This is a genomic window from Pseudomonas sp. MPFS (assembly GCF_022537035.1).
In the GTDB taxonomy this organism is placed as follows: domain Bacteria; phylum Pseudomonadota; class Gammaproteobacteria; order Pseudomonadales; family Pseudomonadaceae; genus Aquipseudomonas; species Aquipseudomonas sessilinigenes.
In genome coordinates this window covers 1,891,369-1,908,767 of sequence record NZ_CP066123.1, presented here as the reverse complement: position 1 = coordinate 1,908,767, position 17,399 = coordinate 1,891,369, and the positions used below count along the sequence as shown (strand labels likewise).

The 17,399-nt window shown below is 60.1% G+C and carries 18 protein-coding genes; 6 read left to right on the top strand and 12 right to left on the bottom strand.

What is annotated here, in order from left to right:
* Positions 1 to 70: 70 nt before the first annotated feature.
* The 3 genes from fabA (at position 71) to I9018_RS08850 (ending at position 3,166) form a co-directional block, all read left to right on the top strand.
* A complete protein-coding gene (gene fabA, locus I9018_RS08860) occupies positions 71 to 586 on the top strand; it encodes a 3-hydroxyacyl-[acyl-carrier-protein] dehydratase FabA (protein WP_241109218.1) in 516 nt (171 codons plus the stop codon).
* Between the two features lie 11 nt (positions 587 to 597).
* Positions 598 to 1,818, top strand: a complete 1,221-nt coding sequence (gene fabB, locus I9018_RS08855) for a beta-ketoacyl-ACP synthase I (protein WP_068587977.1) — start codon at positions 598 to 600, stop codon at positions 1,816 to 1,818.
* A 142-nt stretch (positions 1,819 to 1,960) separates the two neighbouring features.
* Positions 1,961 to 3,166 (top strand): ISL3 family transposase, encoded by a 1,206-nt coding sequence (locus tag I9018_RS08850; protein ID WP_241107952.1) that lies wholly within the window; start codon positions 1,961 to 1,963, stop codon positions 3,164 to 3,166.
* A gap of 24 nt (positions 3,167 to 3,190) precedes the next feature.
* Here I9018_RS08850 and I9018_RS08845 read toward each other — a convergent pair whose 3' ends face one another.
* The 3 genes from I9018_RS08845 to I9018_RS08835 form a co-directional block, all read right to left on the bottom strand.
* Positions 3,191 to 4,816: a methyl-accepting chemotaxis protein gene (locus tag I9018_RS08845; RefSeq protein ID WP_241109217.1), complete on the bottom strand. Its 1,626-nt coding sequence runs from the start codon at positions 4,814 to 4,816 to the stop codon at positions 3,191 to 3,193.
* A gap of 139 nt (positions 4,817 to 4,955) precedes the next feature.
* A complete protein-coding gene (locus tag I9018_RS08840; RefSeq protein WP_068587980.1) occupies positions 4,956 to 5,420 on the bottom strand; it encodes a DUF3859 domain-containing protein in 465 nt (154 codons plus the stop codon).
* Between the two features lie 79 nt (positions 5,421 to 5,499).
* A complete protein-coding gene (locus I9018_RS08835) occupies positions 5,500 to 6,462 on the bottom strand; it encodes an amidohydrolase family protein (RefSeq protein ID WP_241110123.1) in 963 nt (320 codons plus the stop codon).
* A gap of 194 nt (positions 6,463 to 6,656) precedes the next feature.
* Here I9018_RS08835 and I9018_RS08830 point away from each other — a divergent pair, with 194 nt between their 5' ends.
* Together I9018_RS08830 and I9018_RS08825 are read left to right on the top strand one after the other, a co-directional pair.
* Positions 6,657 to 7,073 carry an OsmC family protein gene (locus I9018_RS08830; RefSeq protein WP_068587900.1) on the top strand — a complete coding sequence of 139 codons (417 nt, stop codon included), beginning with the start codon at positions 6,657 to 6,659 and terminating at the stop codon, positions 7,071 to 7,073.
* A gap of 61 nt (positions 7,074 to 7,134) precedes the next feature.
* Positions 7,135 to 8,007: a pirin family protein gene (locus tag I9018_RS08825; RefSeq protein WP_241109216.1), complete on the top strand. Its 873-nt coding sequence runs from the start codon at positions 7,135 to 7,137 to the stop codon at positions 8,005 to 8,007.
* A gap of 45 nt (positions 8,008 to 8,052) precedes the next feature.
* On the opposite strand, the gene I9018_RS08820 is transcribed toward I9018_RS08825, so the two are convergent.
* From I9018_RS08820 to I9018_RS08805, 4 genes are all read right to left on the bottom strand, one after another.
* Positions 8,053 to 8,781 carry a dienelactone hydrolase family protein gene (locus I9018_RS08820; RefSeq protein ID WP_241109215.1) on the bottom strand — a complete coding sequence of 243 codons (729 nt, stop codon included), beginning with the start codon at positions 8,779 to 8,781 and terminating at the stop codon, positions 8,053 to 8,055.
* 74 nt (positions 8,782 to 8,855) lie between these two features.
* The gene (gene htpG, locus I9018_RS08815; protein ID WP_068587936.1) at positions 8,856 to 10,760 is read right to left on the bottom strand and encodes a molecular chaperone HtpG; all 1,905 of its coding nucleotides are present in this window, start codon (positions 10,758 to 10,760) and stop codon (positions 8,856 to 8,858) included.
* A gap of 89 nt (positions 10,761 to 10,849) precedes the next feature.
* The gene (locus I9018_RS08810) at positions 10,850 to 11,302 is read right to left on the bottom strand and encodes a PaaI family thioesterase (RefSeq protein WP_068587906.1); all 453 of its coding nucleotides are present in this window, start codon (positions 11,300 to 11,302) and stop codon (positions 10,850 to 10,852) included.
* Positions 11,299 to 11,775 carry a PaaI family thioesterase gene (locus I9018_RS08805; protein WP_068587908.1) on the bottom strand — a complete coding sequence of 159 codons (477 nt, stop codon included), beginning with the start codon at positions 11,773 to 11,775 and terminating at the stop codon, positions 11,299 to 11,301. The genes I9018_RS08810 and I9018_RS08805 overlap by 4 nt, the downstream gene beginning before the upstream one ends.
* A 158-nt stretch (positions 11,776 to 11,933) precedes the next feature.
* Here I9018_RS08805 and I9018_RS08800 point away from each other — a divergent pair, with 158 nt between their 5' ends.
* Positions 11,934 to 12,185: a hypothetical protein gene (locus I9018_RS08800; protein WP_068587938.1), complete on the top strand. Its 252-nt coding sequence runs from the start codon at positions 11,934 to 11,936 to the stop codon at positions 12,183 to 12,185.
* A gap of 66 nt (positions 12,186 to 12,251) precedes the next feature.
* Here the strand turns inward: I9018_RS08800 and I9018_RS08795 are convergent, their stop codons facing one another.
* From I9018_RS08795 to sucC, 5 genes are all read right to left on the bottom strand, one after another.
* Entirely contained in the window at positions 12,252 to 12,653 is a 402-nt protein-coding gene (locus I9018_RS08795; RefSeq protein ID WP_068587910.1) for an MAPEG family protein, read from the bottom strand.
* A complete protein-coding gene (locus I9018_RS08790; RefSeq protein ID WP_124346145.1) occupies positions 12,650 to 13,390 on the bottom strand; it encodes a DUF599 family protein in 741 nt (246 codons plus the stop codon). The genes I9018_RS08795 and I9018_RS08790 overlap by 4 nt, the downstream gene beginning before the upstream one ends.
* A 166-nt stretch (positions 13,391 to 13,556) precedes the next feature.
* The gene (gene brnQ, locus I9018_RS08785) at positions 13,557 to 14,870 is read right to left on the bottom strand and encodes a branched-chain amino acid transport system II carrier protein (RefSeq protein ID WP_241109214.1); all 1,314 of its coding nucleotides are present in this window, start codon (positions 14,868 to 14,870) and stop codon (positions 13,557 to 13,559) included.
* A gap of 352 nt (positions 14,871 to 15,222) precedes the next feature.
* Positions 15,223 to 16,104, bottom strand: coding sequence for a succinate--CoA ligase subunit alpha (gene sucD, locus I9018_RS08780; protein WP_068587916.1), 882 nt, complete (start codon positions 16,102 to 16,104; stop codon positions 15,223 to 15,225).
* The gene (sucC, locus tag I9018_RS08775; protein WP_068587918.1) at positions 16,104 to 17,270 is read right to left on the bottom strand and encodes an ADP-forming succinate--CoA ligase subunit beta; all 1,167 of its coding nucleotides are present in this window, start codon (positions 17,268 to 17,270) and stop codon (positions 16,104 to 16,106) included. Before sucC ends, sucD begins: the two co-directional genes overlap by 1 nt.
* Positions 17,271 to 17,399: the final 129 nt, after the last annotated feature.

Below are 17,399 nucleotides of genomic sequence, written 5' to 3'. Positions count from 1 at the left end.
AGGCATGAATGCTTCGATCGGCCGGGAAGATTTGCCCAACCCTGCCGCACGGGACTATTGAGGAGCTCGCATGACCAAACAAAACGCCTTTACTCGGGAAGATCTGCTGCGCTGCAGTCGCGGTGAGCTGTTCGGCCCAGGTAATGCGCAACTGCCCGCCGGTAACATGCTGATGATCGATCGCATTACCCATATCAGCAGCGAAGGCGGCAAGTATGGCAAAGGTGAATTGGTCGCCGAGCTGGATATCAATCCTGACCTGTGGTTCTTCGCCTGTCACTTCGAGGGCGATCCGGTCATGCCAGGCTGCCTGGGCCTGGATGCCATGTGGCAACTGGTCGGTTTCTTCCTGGGCTGGCAAGGCCTGCCGGGCCGTGGCCGGGCCCTGGGCTCGGGCGAAGTGAAATTCTTCGGCCAGGTGCTGCCGACCGCCACGAAGGTCACCTATAACATTCATATCAAGCGCGTACTCAAGGGTAAGCTGAACCTGGCCATCGCCGATGGTTCGGTCAGCGTCGACGGCAAGGAAATCTACACTGCCGAAGGCCTGCGGGTCGGCGTGTTCACCTCCACTGACAATTTTTAAGGGTTATCCGCATGCGCCGCGTCGTTATCACTGGTCTGGGCATCGTTTCGTGCCTGGGCAATGACAAAGAGACCGTCTCCGCTAACCTGCGTGCAAGTCGCCCTGGCATCCGCTTCAACCCGGAATATGCCGAAATGGGTCTGCGTAGCCAGGTTTCCGGCTCCATTGACCTGAACCTCGAAGAACTGATCGATCGCAAGATCTATCGCTTCGTCGGCCATGCGGCGGCCTACGCCTACCTGGCCATGAAGGACGCCATCACCGACTCCGGCCTGACCGAAGAGCAGGTGTCCAATCCTCGCACCGGCCTGATCGCAGGCTCCGGCGGCGCCTCGACCCTGAACCAGATGGAAGCGCTGGATATCCTGCGCGAAAAAGGCGTCAAGCGCGTTGGCCCGTACCGCGTCACCCGGACCATGAGCAGCACCGTTTCCGCTTGCCTGGCCACCCCGTTCAAGATCAAGGGCCTGAACTACTCCATCGCCTCTGCCTGCGCCACCAGTGCTCACTGCATCGGTACCGCCATGGAGCAGATCCAGATGGGCAAGCAGGACATCGTCTTCGCCGGTGGTGGTGAAGAAGAGCACTGGACCCAGTCGTTCCTGTTCGACGCCATGGGCGCCCTGTCCACCCAGTACAACGAGACCCCGGACAAGGCCTCCCGCGCCTACGACGCCAAGCGTGACGGTTTCGTCATCGCCGGCGGTGGCGGCATGGTGGTGGTCGAGGAGCTGGAACACGCCCTGGCCCGTGGTGCCAAGATCTACGCGGAAATTGTCGGCTACGGCGCGACTTCCGACGGTTACGACATGGTCGCCCCAAGCGGCGAAGGCGCCATCCGCTGCATGCAGATGGCCATGTCCACCGTTGACACCCCGATCGACTACCTGAACACCCACGGCACCTCGACCCCGGTCGGCGACGTTGCCGAGATGAAGGGCGTGCGTGAAGTGTTTGGCGACAAGGCCCCGGCCATCAGCTCCACCAAGAGCCTGTCGGGTCACTCCCTGGGCGCTGCCGGTGTCCATGAAGCGATCTACTGCATGCTGATGATGGAAGGCAACTTCATGGCCGGCTCGGCCAACATCGACGAGCTGGACCCGGAAGTGGCCGACATGCCGATCCTGACCAAGACCCGCGAAGACGTTGCCTTCAACACCGTGATGAGCAACAGCTTCGGCTTCGGTGGCACCAACGCTACCCTGGTCCTCAAGCGCTGGCAGGGCAAGTAAGCCCAGCCGCTGCAATAAAAAGCCCCGACTGGTTCGGGGCTTTTTTATGGTTCTTCACGGAATCCCGGGAAACAGAAACAAGAACGCCGATTTGATAGATGATGTTAGTGCGAACAAACACATCTAAAAAACCGGCGTTCTTATGCGCGATGTTAATACGTTCCTTCCGTTTTGGGAGGGTTTTTCTGTGGTCGCCATCAAACCTGAGGGTGGCGCTTTACAGATCGATCTCGTCCCTCTGAGCACTCGCTTTCCCATCTGCAGCGGCTGCAACGAGCCCAGCACAATCACCCATGAATACTGTCAGCGCTTCATCCGAGACCTGCCCATCCTTGGACAACCGGTGCGGCTGAACGTCGAGCTCAGGCGAGTTGAATGTGCCGCCTGCGGCAAACGAATGGAGGGGGTCAGCTGGCTTGACCGCTACTCCCGGATGACACGCCGCTTGGCTGAAACCGTCATCCAGACCTGTCGACGACTGCCTACCTTGCATGTGGCTCAGCTATTCGGATTGCACTGGGATAGCGTGCGACTACTGGAGCGACGGGCTCTACAGATGGAACTGGATGCGCTGCCTGCAGCCCGCCCCAGGCGCTTGGTCATGGACGAGTTTGCCCTGTTCAAAGGGCATCGCTACGCCAGCGTCGTGCTGGATGCCGATACCCGTCGGGTGCTCTGGATTGGCGAGGGACGCAGTCGCGCCGCAATCAGGCCTTTCTTCGAGGAGTTGGGGCTTGAGGGTTGTGCACGGATTGAAGCGGTCGCGATGGACATGAATACCGCGTTTGACTTGGAGGTACGCCAGCATTGTCCCCAGGCACGGGTGGTCTACGACCTGTTTCATGTGGTGGCCAAATATGGGCGAGAAGTGATTGATCGAGTACGGGTCGATGAAGCCAACCGCCTGCGTCATGACAAGACTGCACGCAAGGTCATCAAGCAAGCGCGATGGCTGCTGTTGCGGAACCCGGAGAATCTCCAGAGTGCAGATCAACAGGTGCATTTACAGGATCTGCTGGCTGCCAACCAGTCGTTGATGACGGTTTATCTGATGAAGGCAGAGCTCAAAGCGCTGTGGTCGCCCACCACTGCTTGGGGCTGGCGATCAGCGTGGAAACAGTGGCTGTGTCTGGCCGATGAAAGCGCGATACCCGCTCTGAAGCAATTTGCCAAACGTTTGAAGGGCTACTGGCGCGGCATCGTTAGCCGGGTGTGCTGGCCGATGCATACCGGGCAACTGGAGGGGATCAATAATCGGATTAAGGTCATCAAACGGATGGCCTACGGCTACCGGGACAGCGAATTCTTTTTCATGAAGATCAAGAGTGTCTTTCCCGGTAATCCGTGAAGAACCTTTTTTATTGCCCGCGATTCACACCGAGAAACGCGCCACCATGGTGTTCAAGTCCACGGCCAGGCGCGACAACTCCTGGCTGGCGGCGCTGGTCTGGTTGGCTCCCGCCGAAGTCTGGTGGGCCAGGTCGCGGATGTTCATCAGGTTGCGGTCCACTTCCCGTGCCACCGCCGCCTGTTGCTCCGAGGCACTGGCAATGACGACATTGCGCTCGTTGATCTCGGTGAAGGCCGAGGCAATCTCCTCCAGGGCCTGGCCGGCGGCCTTGGCCACCTCGAGGGTCGAACGGGCACGGTTATTACTCTGCTGCATGGAGCTGACCGCCTGATCGGTGCCCTGCTGGATCCCGCCGATCATCTGTTCGATTTCCTGGGTCGACTGCTGGGTCCGATGGGCCAAGGCTCGCACTTCATCGGCTACCACCGCGAAACCGCGCCCGGCATCCCCGGCCCGGGCCGCCTCGATGGCCGCGTTCAAGGCCAGGAGGTTGGTCTGCTCGGCAATGGAGCGGATCACCTCCAGCACCTTGCTGATGCCATAGACCTTCTGCGCCAGGTCCTCCACCTGAGTGGCATTGGACGTCACATCCTGTGCCAGTGACTCGATGGAAAGCACCGTCTGCTGCACCTGCTCGCGCCCATGCTGGGCGATCCGGTCGGACTCCCGGGAGGCCTGGGACGTGGCCACGGCATTGCTGGCTACTTCCTCCACTGCCGCGGTCATCTGGTTGACGGCCGTGGCCGCCTGCTCGATTTCCAGGCTCTGTTGATGCAAGCCCCGGGTCGCATCCTCGGTGACACAACTGAGTTCTTCCGATGCCGACGCCAACTGGCTGGAGGAGTCGGAAATCCGCTTGATGGTTTCCCGCAGGCTGCTCTGCATCGCCTTGAGTGCGTGCAGCAGGCGCGCCGGCTCATCCTTGCCAATCACCTTGATATCACCGGTCAAGTCGCCACCGGCGACGACCTCAGCCACGTTCAGCGACTGCGCCAGCGGCAGGACGATACTACGGGTCAATAACAGCGCCAGGCTGATGGTCACCAGCGCGGCCAGCACGATCATCACCACCACCCAGATCCGCGACTTGCTGAACACTGCCTGGGCCAGGTCGGTGGCCTGGGTGGCACTCTGCTTGTTCAGTTCGACCAGCTCATGCAGGGTTGCAGCCATGTCATCGGCCAACTGGTTCATCTCGCCATTGACCACCTTGACCGCATCCTCCACCTGATTCTGGCTGGAGAATGCCATGACCTGGGACTGACGCTGCAGGTACTGTTTCTCTATGGACTTGAAGCGGTCGAACAGGGCACGCTCCTGGGGCAGCACGATCAGGGACTCATAGCGCCCCTGGGCAACCCCCAGGCCACTCTTGATGTCGTTGATCTTGGTTTCGTTCTGGGCGATGGCCTGCGGATCGCGATTGATCAGCAAGCGCAGGGTCAGGGCGCGGATGCGCAAGAGATCCTGATTCATATCGCCGACGGACATGACACTGGGCAGCCAATTGCTCTCCACTTCATCGGACTGCTGGCGCATGTTGGCCATTTGCATCAGGGCGAATGCCCCGAGGATAAACACCATGAGCGCCAGCAAACCAAAACCCAGGCTTGCGCGAGGCGCAATATTGAGACTTCTGAGACTCATTCCTCTGGCTCCTTCCTAGAGCGCTGCAAGACCTTGCAGCAGGGTGCTCTTAGACGGTATCGGGCCGGAAGGATTTTGCGTAAGACGAAAAGGTGATATCAAAACGCCCAAGCACTTCGATACCTGGGCGTAAAACGATTCAGCGCACCGAAAATCGCTGTTCTGCCAGCAAACGGTCGCCCTGGAACACCATAAAGTGCCATTCGCCAGGAACGACTTCATGGCTTTGCGTGAACTCGTAGGCCATCACATCCTGGGGCGCGTTGGGCACCAGCTTCTGGGTGACCTCCAGTTTGTCATGGCGCACCCCATCGGGAGTACGGATGCCTGGAGTCAGGTATAGCAGGGTCAGGGGCTGCCCTTCGGCGGCCTTTCCCTGCAATTGGTAGCGCATGCCGAACTTGGTGCCCAACCTCGCCGGAACCACTGCCGTCTGCTGGATCTTCTCGTTGCTGCGACGCAGCACCCGCTCCCCCGATTGCAGCTCGGCCTTGGGGCCTTCGAACACGCCGTATTCCACGGGTCCTTCAATGCGGACTTCGGCACTGGCCAGGCCACTGAAAACCATCAGCGCTGCCAGAACGCTTGAACGAGTGAGATGCATACCGCGCTCCTTGATTGAGATGGCGCGAGCTTATGAAGAAGGCATGACAGGCTAATGACAATCCGCCCGAGGAGCCGCCTTAGCGAGAGTCCGGCAGGATCGCCAGGAAGTTGTCACGGGCCACCTTGCGCGCCACCTCCACCGGCAAGGCATCGAGAAAGCCATCAAAGCTCCGGAGCTCCTGCCCCAGCTTGTCGAAGCGACCGACCCCATCCGACCCCAGCATGAAGCGCTCGGGGAAGCGCTGCACCAGTTGTAGCCACTCCTGGCTCGGTATGCCCTGCTCATCCATCAGATACGGCGTGAGCAAGCTCCAGGACAGGTCGATGTAGAGATTGGGATAGGCCTGCAACAAACGCTCCAGGGTTGGCAGCAGGAACGCCAGGCGCTCCTGGTGGCGATGGATCTCGGCGCTGGTACCAGCGTGGGCCCAGATGAAGCGCGTCTGCGGATGCTCGCTGAGCGGCTCTTCGATTTCTGCGAGATACAAGGGATTGCGCTCACGCTTGGAGGTGATGTTGGAGTGCAACATCACGGGCAGATCACGCTCTGCGGCCAGGCGGTAGACCTTGGCCATCGCTTCGTTATTGGCCCGCGGCGTGTCGTCATCGATCAGTGCGGTGAGGTCATCGTGGCGGGTAAAGACCTCACCGATGCCCTGCCACAACCCCGGATCGAGATCGAGCATGCGCTGGATATGGACCGCGGAATTCTTGTCGTTGGGATTGAACCCCGACAGGAACGGGTGCAGGCGCCGCCGTTGTTCGACCGGCAACTGCTTCACCGCCGCAGCCACCAGCACATCGGTGGCGCTGTACCAATAGGCACCGGCGTCGTCTCCCGCGTAGTAGCGTGGACGCTTGGGTTCGTCCTCGTGCCATTTCTTGGCTACCGGAATCCCCGAGATCATTGCCTGCTCGATACGGTTGTCGGCCATGGCCTTGAGCAGCACTTGCATCCCTTGGGTTTCCTGGAAAAAGTCCACGTAGTGCAGGTGCGCATCGCTGTAGGCGTAGTCCCGTGCCTGGGCCGCCAGGGGCATCAGGGCCCAGGCCCACAATGTACCAACGTAGAAAAGTCTCCAGTGCACTGAACGGTCTCCTGGGGTGTCGAGGCAGGGTAGACCGTGGCGCCAGTTCGCAGGTTCAGAAAAAGGGGAACGTGAGGCTTGTGCGATGCTCTATAACTTCAGCACCTTTAACACCCGATTCCATCAACCACTGCCTGAGGTTTGCCATGACTATCACCGTCAATACCGAGTCCAGCGAAGGTTACCGCCACAGCATCCAGGTGGACGACCACCACTTCTTCACCGACCTGCCCAAGTCCGCAGGCGGCGAAGGCACCGCTCCCGAACCCCACGACTACTTCGATGCCGCCCTGGGTGCCTGCAAGGCCCTGACCCTCAAGCTTTATGCGCAGAAGAAGAACATCCCGCTCACCGGCGTCACGGTGGAGATCAAGCATGACAACAGCGAGGAGCCCAAGGGCAAGTACGCCCTGCACGTGAAGCTGACCCTCAAGGGCGTGCTCACCGATGCCCAGCGCGAGGAACTGCACCGGGTGGCCGACCGCTGCCCGATCCACAAGCTGATGACCACCAGCGAGGTGACCATCGAGACCCACCTCTCCGAAGGCGCCTTCAGCCAGTAGCGCGCGGCACGGGCAAGCGGGTTATGCTCCGGGGCATAACCCGATCAGCCTGGAGCCCGCCATGAATTCCCCCCTCGTGATCCGTCCCCGTGCCGAGGACGTCGAAGGCCAGCCCATCCTGCGCCCCCTGCCCTCGGCACAATGCCGCAGCGTCGGGCCTTTCGTATTCTTCGACCACATGCTCGAGACCGCCTACCCGGCGGGCAAGGGCATGAACATCCGCCAGCATCCGCATATCGGCCTGTCCACCCTCACCTATCTGTTTGCCGGGCAGATCCAGCACAAGGACAGCCTGGGCTCGGACCAGATCGTCCAGGCCGGGGACGTCAGCTGGATGACCGCGGGCAGCGCCATTGCCCACGTCGAACGTACTCCACCGGCGCAACTGGCCCAGGACCGGCGGATGCATGGATTGCAGGTCTGGCTGGCGTCCCCCAGGGAACATGAACAAGGACCCGGGCACTACAGCCATCATCCGGCTGGCACCTTGCCAGTGAGCGACAACCTCGGGGTGAGCATCCGCATGATCGCGGGCAATGGTTTCTGCCTGGAGTCGCCAGTACCGGTGCTCTCACCGACCCTGTATGCCGAACTGCACCTGCAGACCGCCACCAGCCTGCTGATACCGACCGAGCATCAACAACGGGCACTGTATGTGCTGGACGGCGAGGCACAGCTGGACGGCGAGCCACTGCCCGTGCATTCGCTGGTGGTATTGCCGGAGGGGGAAAACGCCACGCTGTTCGCCGAAAGCGATTGCCACGCGGTGCTGATCGGTGGCGCCCCACTGGACGGGCCACGGCGCATCAACTGGAACTTCGTCGCCAGCGATCCAGCCCTGATCGACGAAGCTCGCCAGCGCTGGGCGGCCGGGGACTGGCCACAGGTGCCAGGAGAAAGCGAGCGCATCGAACTGCCGCCCGTCCGCCACTGAACCCACCCCTGCGCAAGCCTGCCCGCTTGCACAGGGACTGGGAAATCAGCCCTGGAACACCTCGTCGAACAGGTGGTGCATGGTGGCGAAGGCGCGGCCCGCGACCTTGGCGTCATACATCATCTTGCCGGGCACATTGGCGTGGGTGTCGGTAAACGAATGCACCGCGCCGCCATAGCTGACCAATTGCCAGTCCACCCCGGCCGCGTCCATCTCCGCCTCGAAGGCCGGCAATTGCTCCTTGGCCACGAACGGATCGGCCGCCCCATGCAGCACCAGCACCGCGCCCTTGATATGACGCGCGTCGGCGGGCTCGGGAGTATCCAGGGTGCCGTGGAAAGACACTGCAGCCTTCACCGGCGCGCCGCTACGGGCCAGCTCCAGGGCACAGCAGCCACCGAAGCAGAAACCGAAGGTCGCCAGCTTCGAGGTGTCGACCGCCGCCTCCCCTTGGGCCTGCAAGGCCGCGAACGAGGCCTGCATGCGCTTGCGCAGCAGCGCCCGGTCATCCTTCAACGGGGTCATCGCCGCCCCCGCTTCGTTGAAATCACGAGGCCTCAGCGCCTGGCCATACAGGTCGGCGACCAGCACCACATAACCCTTGGCAGCGACAGCCTCGGCGATCTTCTGCGCGCCGGCGGTAACCCCCATCCAGTTCGGCGCCATCAGCAAGCCCGGGCGGGGCCCCTTGTGGGCGGCATCGAAGGCCAGGCGGCCCTCATAGGGTTGTCCATCGATCTGATACACCACGGAACGCACGGTGATTTGACTCATGACTCAGTTCCTCCAGCAAAGGGACACCAGAATGAAAAAACCCGCCGTTAGGGCGGGTTTTTCTTGCTACTTGATTAAACCGACAGCTCGACCAGGAGCTTGTTCAACCGGCGGACATATGCCGCTGGGTCTTTCAAGCTATCACCGGCCGCCAGGGCAGCCTGGTCGAAGAGGATGTGCGACAGGTCGCCAAAACGCTCCTCGCTCTGCTCGCCGTCGAGCTTCTCGATCAACGGGTGGCTCGGGTTGAATTCGAAGATCGGCTTGGAGTCCGGCACCTTCTGCCCGCTGGCTTCGAGGATCTGGCGCATCTGCAGGCCCAGGTCCTGTTCACCGATGGCCAGGATCGCCGGCGAATCGGTCAGGCGGTGGGAAACCCGCACTTCGCTGACATTCTCGCCCAGGGCGGTCTTGATCCGCTCCACCAGGCCTTCCTTGCTCTTGGCGACTTCCTCGGCGGCCTTCTTGTCCTCTTCGGAGTCCAGGTTGCCCAGGTCCAGGTCACCACGTGCCACGTCGACAAAGCTCTTGCCGTCGAACTCGTTGAGGTAGCTCATCAGCCACTCGTCGATCCGGTCGGTGAGCAGCAGCACTTCGATGCCTTTCTTGCGGAAGACTTCCAGGTGCGGGCTGTTCTTGACCTGGGCGTAGGATTCGCCGGTGAGGAAGTAGATCTTGTCCTGGCCTTCCTTGGCACGCGCCAGGTATTCGGCCAGCGAAACGTTCTGCTCGCCGTCTTCGCCCTGGGTGGAAGCAAAGCGCAGCAGGCCAGCGATCTTCTCCTTGTTGGCGAAGTCCTCGGCCGGGCCTTCCTTCATCACCTGGCCGAAGTTCTTCCAGAAGCCCTTGTATTGCTCCGGCTCGTTCTTGGCCAGCTTCTCCAGCATGTCCAGCACACGCTTGGTCAGCGCCGACTTCATCGAATCGATGATCGGGTCTTTCTGCAGGATCTCGCGGGAGACGTTCAGCGACAGGTCGTTGGAGTCCACCACGCCCTTGATGAAGCGCAGGTACAGCGGCAGGAAGGATTCGGCCTGGTCCATGACGAACACGCGCTGCACGTAGAGCTTGAGGCCCTTCGGCGCTTCACGCTGGTACAGGTCGAACGGCGCGCGGGCCGGTACGTACAGCAGCGAGCTGTATTCCAGCTTGCCTTCGACCTTGTTGTGGCTCCAGCTCAGCGGGTTCTCGAAGTCATGGGCGATGTGCTTGTAGAACTCCTGGTATTCCTCGTCCTTGATCTCGGTACGCGGACGGGTCCACAGGGCGCTGGCGCGGTTGACGGTTTCCCACTCCAGCGCCGGCTTCTCCTCGCCTTCGGCAGCTGCCGCTTCTTTGGGCAGTTCGATCGGCAAGGCGATATGGTCGGAGTACTTCTTGATGATGTTGCGCAGGCGCCAGCCGTCGGCGAACTCGTCTTCGCCGGACTTCAGGTGCAGGACGATACGGGTGCCGCGCTCGGCCTTGTCGATGGTGGCGACTTCGAACTCGCCTTCGCCCTTGGACGACCAATGCACGCCTTCGCTGGCGGCCAGGCCGGCACGACGGCTGAACACCTCGACCTGGTCGGCGACGATGAACGCGGAATAGAAACCGACACCGAACTGACCGATCAGGTGCGAGTCCTTCTTCTGGTCGCCGGTGAGGTTCTTCATGAAGTCGGCGGTGCCGGACTTGGCGATGGTACCCAGGTGGGTGATCACATCTTCACGGCTCATGCCGATGCCGTTGTCTTCGAGGGTGACGGTTTTAGCGTCCTTGTCGAAGCTCACACGGATTTTCAGTTCGGCGCCACCTTCCAGCAACTCGGGCTTGGACAGGGCTTCGAAACGCAATTTATCGACCGCATCGGAGGCGTTCGAGATCAATTCGCGAAGGAAGATTTCCTTGTTGGAATACAGCGAATGGATCATGAGGTGCAGCAGTTGCTTCACCTCGGTCTGGAAGCCCAGGGTTTCCTTTTGAGTTTCCACACTCATGGTCATCAAACTCCAATCAGATGGCTGTGGCCGCGCCCGAAGGCGGACGGCGGCGGGATGACATGAAAGTGGGGATCACTCGGCAGATTTCAAGGGCCGGGACTCTCCTGAATCTTGAAATGTGCCCGGGCAGTGGCAATCGGCTCATCGGCGGTACTCTGCCAGGCGGTGATGGCGACGTTGGCCACCCGCCGGCCTTGGCGACACACCTGGCAACGGGCAAAGGTGTCGCGAAAACGCCCGGCACTCAGGTAATCCAGGGAGAAGTCGATGATCTTCGGCACCTCGCACGCCCCCGTGAAGATCAACAGATGCAGGGATGCCGCCAGCTCCATGAAGCCGGCGATCACTCCTCCGTGCAGTGCTGGCAGCAATGGATTGCCGATGTTGTCCTTGTTGGCCGGTAGGCGAAACAGCAGCTCATCACCCTGTCGCGAGCACTCGATGCCGATCAGCCCTGCATAGGGAACCCTTTGCAGCAGCGGGGCGTACTCACCCTGTCGATGGGCCTGCTCCAGCAACGCCTTGAAATCCTCGCTCATGCCGAATCTCCTTTTGCCGTGCCGGAGGAAACCGGGGCCCCCTTGAGTCCCTTGCCCAAACGCATGAAGGTGCCCACCACGTGGGCTACCGGGTGCGCCGGGTCGTCCTGATAGGCAAAACCACGGGTAAAGATCACATCCTTGGTGACCCGATAACACTGGGCAAAACCATGCACATCCCGGTGAGGAATGGCTGGGTGCATATAATCTATGCGCAAGTCCAGGGTCGGACACACCTCGAACTCCGGCAGCACGCAGAGCGTGGCCATACCGCAGGCAGAGTCCATCAATGACGTCAGGGCCCCGCCATGAATGACACCGCTTTGCGAGTCGCCGACGATTTTTGGGCTGTAGGGCAGGGTCAGGGTAATCCCTTCCTCAGAGGCGTCATGAACGGTTATACCCAACACTTGGCAGTGGCGTAGTGCCAAGAGGAATCGCGTTGCACGCTCAAAAATCAGATTTTGCGCCATCACAGATATCTCTTGTTATTGTCAGAAATGTGCATTTAACAAAGCACGAAAAAGTTCCGTGACATCAATCCTTAATATATCTGTGGGGCCCAAGGAACTTAAAGCACAAGGCCATGATCGAAAGGCCAGTAGATATCTTCACTCAGGAGAAACACCCCATGCGTAAGACTTTAGCTATTGCCCTGATGCTGACCGCTTCCCTCGGTCTGGCTGCCTGCGACAAGAAATCCGAGGACAAAGCTCAAGATGCCAACCAACATGCTGAGCAAGCCCAACAGAAAATGAACGAAGCTCAGGATAAGGTGAACGACGCAGCCAAGGAAAACGCCGAAGCTGCCAAAGATCAGGCTGAATCCAACAAGGCTGCAGCCGAAGAAGCCGCTAAGGATGCCGCACCTAAAACCAACTAAATCGGTTTTAGCGCAACACACAATAAAGCCCGCCAAGTGCGGGCTTTATTTTTTCCGGCGTAACTTCTATGCCAACAACCAACGAAAAGTTGGACTAAGCATCAATAACAAAGAACACAACAGGCCCACTCCCCAGGCTAGGCTCCGCTGCCACGCCAGGTCGGCCAGATAACACCCCAGGTAAAGCACACGGGCAATCACGAAGATGATTGCCAGGGTATCGATCAGCCAACCCTGGGTCTGCGTGGTATGTGCCATCAACACCCCCACGGCGAACAGGATGAAGGCTTCGAAACTGTTCTGGTGGGCCGCCAGGGCCCGGGCACCACGCCCGCTCAACCGGGCCTGCTGCAGGCGCGGCAGGTGGTTGTCGTAGCCACCCTGCTCCTTCATGGCCTTGGCCACTGGCATCCGCGCAATGAAGATCAACAACGCGCTGATAAACACGCACCAGAACGTAATGGTCATCCGTTGCTCTCCTTGTTCGCCTCGGGCAAGGGCGCCTCTGTAGGGGTATAGACCATGACGTCCAGGACGTCGGAATGAAATTCGCGACGATAGAGCACCAGCACCACCCCGCTGCTCATCAACATGAACAACCAGGGACTGACGAACCAGGCCAGCATGCTCATGCCGAAGTAATACGAGCGCAGGCCGAAGTTGAACTGGTTGGCCGCCATGGAGATCACCCGCGCAGCACGGGCGGCAAAGGCCTTGCGCTCCTGTTCGGACACATGCCGCTCGCCGATCATCGGCGCCGAACCCACTAGCACCGCGGCGAAGTTGTACTGGCGCATGCACCAACTGAAGGTGAAGAAGGCATAGACGAACACCAGGGCCAGGCATAGCAACTTGATTTCCGACATGCCCTGGGAAGCCTGCTGGACCATGGGGATATCCGCCAACAGCGAGACCGCGCGTTCCGATGCACCCAGTACGGTGATGATGCCGGCCAGGATGATCAGGGTGCTGGAGGCGAAGAACGAAGCATTGCGCTCCAGGTTACCGATCACGCTGGCATCGGCAATACGGTTGTCCCGCAGCAGCATGCGGCGCATCCAGTCTTCGCGATACAGGTGCAGGACACTGGCCAGGCAAGGCGTGTCGCGGCCTTTCCAGGTGGCATAGCGGGTATAGCCGCCCCAGCAGACGATGAACCATAGAGCGGCCAATAGGTGGATCTGGTTGGCTTGGATGAACGACATGCAAATTCCTGTGGGCATTGGCGAAAGCTGGGAGCACTGTTTCGACGCCTCACCGGGGAAAAAGACACCGTGCAAGGCCCATAAAAAATGCCCCGTACCGATGGATACGGGGCATTTTTATCAGCGCTGGCCGACCGCTCGTGACGGCCGGCGAACACGGGTCAAATCAAGCCAGGGCTTCGCTGGGCTTGCCCAACAGGCGATCGCAGACCACGGCCAGCGCCAGGATGATCACCGAAGGCACCAGCCAGGCCAGGCCCTGCTCGCTCAACGGCAGGTGGGACAGTTGGCTAGGAATGAGATCGGCAAACGCGGTGCCCTTGATTGCATCGATCAGGCCGAAGATGAACGAGACCAGCATCACCGGGCCGACGATGCGGCGTTGATCCTGCCAGAAGTCCTTGCAGAAGCTCAGGGCCACCAGAACGATGCATGGCGGATAGATAGCGGTCAGCACCGGGATCGAGAACGCGATCAGCTTGGTCAGGCCCAGGTTCGACACCACCAGCGAGAAGCCCGCGAGGATCACTACCAGGGTCTTGTAGGACAGCGGCAGGACCCGGCTGAAGTACTCGGCACAGGCGCAAGTCAGGCCTACGGCGGTCACCAGGCACGCCAGGGAGATCAGTACCGCGAGGAAACCACTGCCCAGGGAGCCGAAGGTGTGCTGCACATAGGCATGCAACACGGCCGCACCATTGGTCGCACCACCGGCTACTTCGTGGCTACCGGAGCCCAGGCGGAACAGGCTGACGTAGACCAGTGCCAGGCCGACACCGGCCACCAGGCCGGCGATCACCGCGTAACGGGTGATCAACCGCGGTGACTCGACGCCACGGGAGCGGATCGCGTTGACGATGACGATACCGAACACCAGGGCACCCAGGGTGTCCATGGTCAGGTAGCCATTGATGAAGCCTTGGGAGAACGGCGCCGCCACGTATTCCGGAGTGGCCTGGCCGATATCACCGGCTGGCAAGGCGAATGCCGCGATCCCCAGGACCGCCAGGGCGATGATCTTCAGTGGCGCCAGGAAGCGGCCAACGGTGTCCAGCAGACGGCCCGGGTACAAGGAGATGAAAAACACCAACAGGAAGTAGACCGTGCTATAGAGCGCCAGCGCCAGCGGGCTTTCGCCAGTCAGCGGCGCCAGGCCCACTTCGAAGGATACGGTGGCCGTGCGTGGAGTGGCGAACAACGGGCCCACTGCCAGGTAGCTCACTGCAGCCAACAGGCCGCCGGCGACCTTGCCGATGGGGCTGCTCAGGGAGTCCATGGCGCCGCCGACCTTGGCCAGGGCGACCACGGTGATCACCGGCAGGCCGACTGCGGTGATCAGAAAACCCAACGCCGCCATCCAGACATGGGGTCCGGACTGCAAGCCGACTATAGGCGGGAAGATAATGTTGCCTGCTCCAACGAACAGGGCAAAAGTCATAAAGCCGAGCGCCAGAATGTCCTGGCCTTTCAACACTTTCATTAAGGAAATACCACACTACTGAATCGGAATTTAGAGAGGGATTTCCCTTATGGGTGAGGGAAATGCTGTCAGTCCGTATAAGACTGACCCGTTTAGCGTGCCGCGGCCTTGTGGGTCGCAGACACATCAAAGTGGCGGCTAGCGTAACGAATCTGTAAGACGAACGCACCGCCACGGTGCGAATTTTCTTATATGCGACATGTCAAATGTCGCTTTTTTGAAACTATATTTCCGCGGGTATTAATCCTCTTTCCCTCTTTGCCCCGTCCCAGACCCTTTTCAGGAACTCGGAACGCACAAAGGCCACCCGAAGGTGGCCTTTGTCAGCAGAGCTACAAGTTAAGCGCGAGGCTTACTTGACCGCCCAGCCAGTCAGCTCGGCCAGGGCCTTGCCGATGTCTGCCAGCGAACGCACGGTTTTCACGCCTGCGTCTTGCAGAGCAGCGAATTTCTCGTCTGCAGTGCCTTTGCCGCCGGAGATGATTGCACCTGCGTGGCCCATGCGCTTGCCCGGAGGAGCAGTCACACCAGCGATGTAGGAAACAACCGGCTTGGTCACGTGAGCCTTGATGTAGGCAGCCGCTTCTTCTTCAGCCGAACCGCCGATCTCACCGATCATCACGATCGCTTCGGTCTTCGGGTCTTCCTGGAACAGCTTCAGGATGTCGATGAAGTTGGAGCCTGGGATCGGGTCACCACCGATGCCGACGCAGGTGGACTGGCCGAAACCGGCGTCAGTGGTCTGCTTGACGGCTTCATAGGTCAGGGTGCCGGAACGGGAAACGATACCGACCTTGCCTGGCAAGTGAATGTGACCTGGCATGATGCCGATCTTGCATTCGCCCGGAGTGATCACGCCTGGGCAGTTAGGGCCGATCAGGGTCACGCCCAGCTCGTCGCACTTAACTTTAGCGTCCAGCATGTCCAGGGTAGGAATGCCTTCGGTGATGCAGACGATCAGCTTGATGCCGCCGAAGGCTGCTTCCAGGATCGAGTCCTTGCAGAAAGGAGCTGGAACGTAGATAACGCTGGCGGTGGCGCCAGTGGCGGCTACAGCATCTTTCACGGTGTTGAACACTGGCAGGCCCAGGTGCTCGGTGCCGCCTTTGCCCGGAGTTACGCCACCCACCATCTGGGTGCCGTATTCGATGGCTTGCTGGGTGTGGAAGCTACCCTGCGAACCGGTGATACCTTGGCAGATAACCTTGGTGTCTTTATTGATCAGGACGCTCATTATTTGCCCTCCGCAGCTTTGACAACTTGTTGAGCAGCGTCGGTCAGGCTGGTAGCAGCGATGATGTTCAAGCCGCTTTCTGCCAGTACTTTAGCGCCCAGTTCAGCGTTGTTGCCTTCAAGGCGAACAACAACCGGGATTTTCACGCCGACTTCTTTCACGGCGCCGATGATGCCTTCGGCAATCATGTCGCAGCGAACGATGCCGCCGAAGATGTTGACCAGTACTGCTGCGACGTTGGCGTCGGACAGGATGATCTTGAAGGCTTCGGTCACGCGCTCTTTGGTAGCACCACCACCTACGTCGAGGAAGTTGGCTGGCTTGCCGCCGTGCAGGTTGACGATGTCCATGGTACCCATGGCCAGACCAGCACCGTTAACCATGCAACCGATGTTGCCGTCCAGGGCCACGTAGTTCAGTTCGAACTTGGCAGCGTGGGCTTCGCGTGGATCGTCCTGGGACGGATCGTGGAAGGTCTTCAGCTTAGGCTGGCGGTACATGGCGTTGGCGTCGATGTTGATCTTCGCGTCCAGGCAGTGCAGATCGCCGTCGGCCTTGATGACCAGTGGGTTCACTTCCAGCAGGGCCAGGTCGTGATCCTGGAACAGTTTGGCCAGACCTACGAAGATCTTGGCGAACTGGGCAACTTGCTTGCCTTCCAGACCCAGTTGGAATGCCAGCTCGCGACCCTGGAATGGCTGAGCGCCGACCAGTGGATCGATAGTGGCTTTGAGAATTTTTTCTGGAGTGTCGTGAGCGATTTTCTCGATGTCCACGCCACCTTCGGTGGAAGCCATGAACACGATGCGACGGCTCGAACGGTCAACGACAGCGCCCAGGTACAGCTCTTTAGCGATATCAGTGCACGATTCAACCAGGATCTTGGTGACAGGCTGGCCATTGGCGTCAGTCTGATAAGTCACCAGACGCTTGCCCAGCCACTGCTGTGCGAATGCCTTAGCGTCTTCTTTGCTGCGAACCAGCTTGACGCCGCCCGCTTTACCGCGACCACCGGCGTGAACCTGGGCTTTGACAACCCACTCGGAGCCGCCAATCTTGTCGCAAGCTTCTGCTGCTTCTTCCGGGGTGTCTACCGCGTAGCCTTTGGATACTGGCAGGCCGTATTCAGCGAACAGCTGCTTACCCTGATACTCGTGAAGATTCATGCTTTTTACCGTCTTCGTTAGGTACTGCGCATTCGGCGCTGCACTCCAGGAGTGCCGCACCACCTGTGACCGCTACTCTCAAACCAGCGCCACACCTGGGTTCCGGAGCCTGGGCCCCGGTCCAGTGTG

Coding starts and splice junctions, on each gene's coding strand:
- fabA (WP_241109218.1), top strand. CDS start 71: ATGACCAAACAAAACGCCTTTACTCGGGAAGATCTGCTGCGCTGCAGT.
- fabB (WP_068587977.1), top strand. CDS start 598: ATGCGCCGCGTCGTTATCACTGGTCTGGGCATCGTTTCGTGCCTGGGC.
- I9018_RS08850 (WP_241107952.1), top strand. CDS start 1,961: ATGCGCGATGTTAATACGTTCCTTCCGTTTTGGGAGGGTTTTTCTGTG.
- I9018_RS08845 (WP_241109217.1), bottom strand. CDS start 4,816: ATGAGTCTCAGAAGTCTCAATATTGCGCCTCGCGCAAGCCTGGGTTTT.
- I9018_RS08840 (WP_068587980.1), bottom strand. CDS start 5,420: ATGCATCTCACTCGTTCAAGCGTTCTGGCAGCGCTGATGGTTTTCAGT.
- I9018_RS08835 (WP_241110123.1), bottom strand. CDS start 6,462: ATGCCCCTGGCGGCCCAGGCACGGGACTACGCCTACAGCGATGCGCAC.
- I9018_RS08830 (WP_068587900.1), top strand. CDS start 6,657: ATGACTATCACCGTCAATACCGAGTCCAGCGAAGGTTACCGCCACAGC.
- I9018_RS08825 (WP_241109216.1), top strand. CDS start 7,135: ATGAATTCCCCCCTCGTGATCCGTCCCCGTGCCGAGGACGTCGAAGGC.
- I9018_RS08820 (WP_241109215.1), bottom strand. CDS start 8,781: ATGAGTCAAATCACCGTGCGTTCCGTGGTGTATCAGATCGATGGACAA.
- htpG (WP_068587936.1), bottom strand. CDS start 10,760: ATGAGTGTGGAAACTCAAAAGGAAACCCTGGGCTTCCAGACCGAGGTG.
- I9018_RS08810 (WP_068587906.1), bottom strand. CDS start 11,302: ATGAGCGAGGATTTCAAGGCGTTGCTGGAGCAGGCCCATCGACAGGGT.
- I9018_RS08805 (WP_068587908.1), bottom strand. CDS start 11,775: ATGGCGCAAAATCTGATTTTTGAGCGTGCAACGCGATTCCTCTTGGCA.
- I9018_RS08800 (WP_068587938.1), top strand. CDS start 11,934: ATGCGTAAGACTTTAGCTATTGCCCTGATGCTGACCGCTTCCCTCGGT.
- I9018_RS08795 (WP_068587910.1), bottom strand. CDS start 12,653: ATGACCATTACGTTCTGGTGCGTGTTTATCAGCGCGTTGTTGATCTTC.
- I9018_RS08790 (WP_124346145.1), bottom strand. CDS start 13,390: ATGTCGTTCATCCAAGCCAACCAGATCCACCTATTGGCCGCTCTATGG.
- brnQ (WP_241109214.1), bottom strand. CDS start 14,870: ATGAAAGTGTTGAAAGGCCAGGACATTCTGGCGCTCGGCTTTATGACT.
- sucD (WP_068587916.1), bottom strand. CDS start 16,104: ATGAGCGTCCTGATCAATAAAGACACCAAGGTTATCTGCCAAGGTATC.
- sucC (WP_068587918.1), bottom strand. CDS start 17,270: ATGAATCTTCACGAGTATCAGGGTAAGCAGCTGTTCGCTGAATACGGC.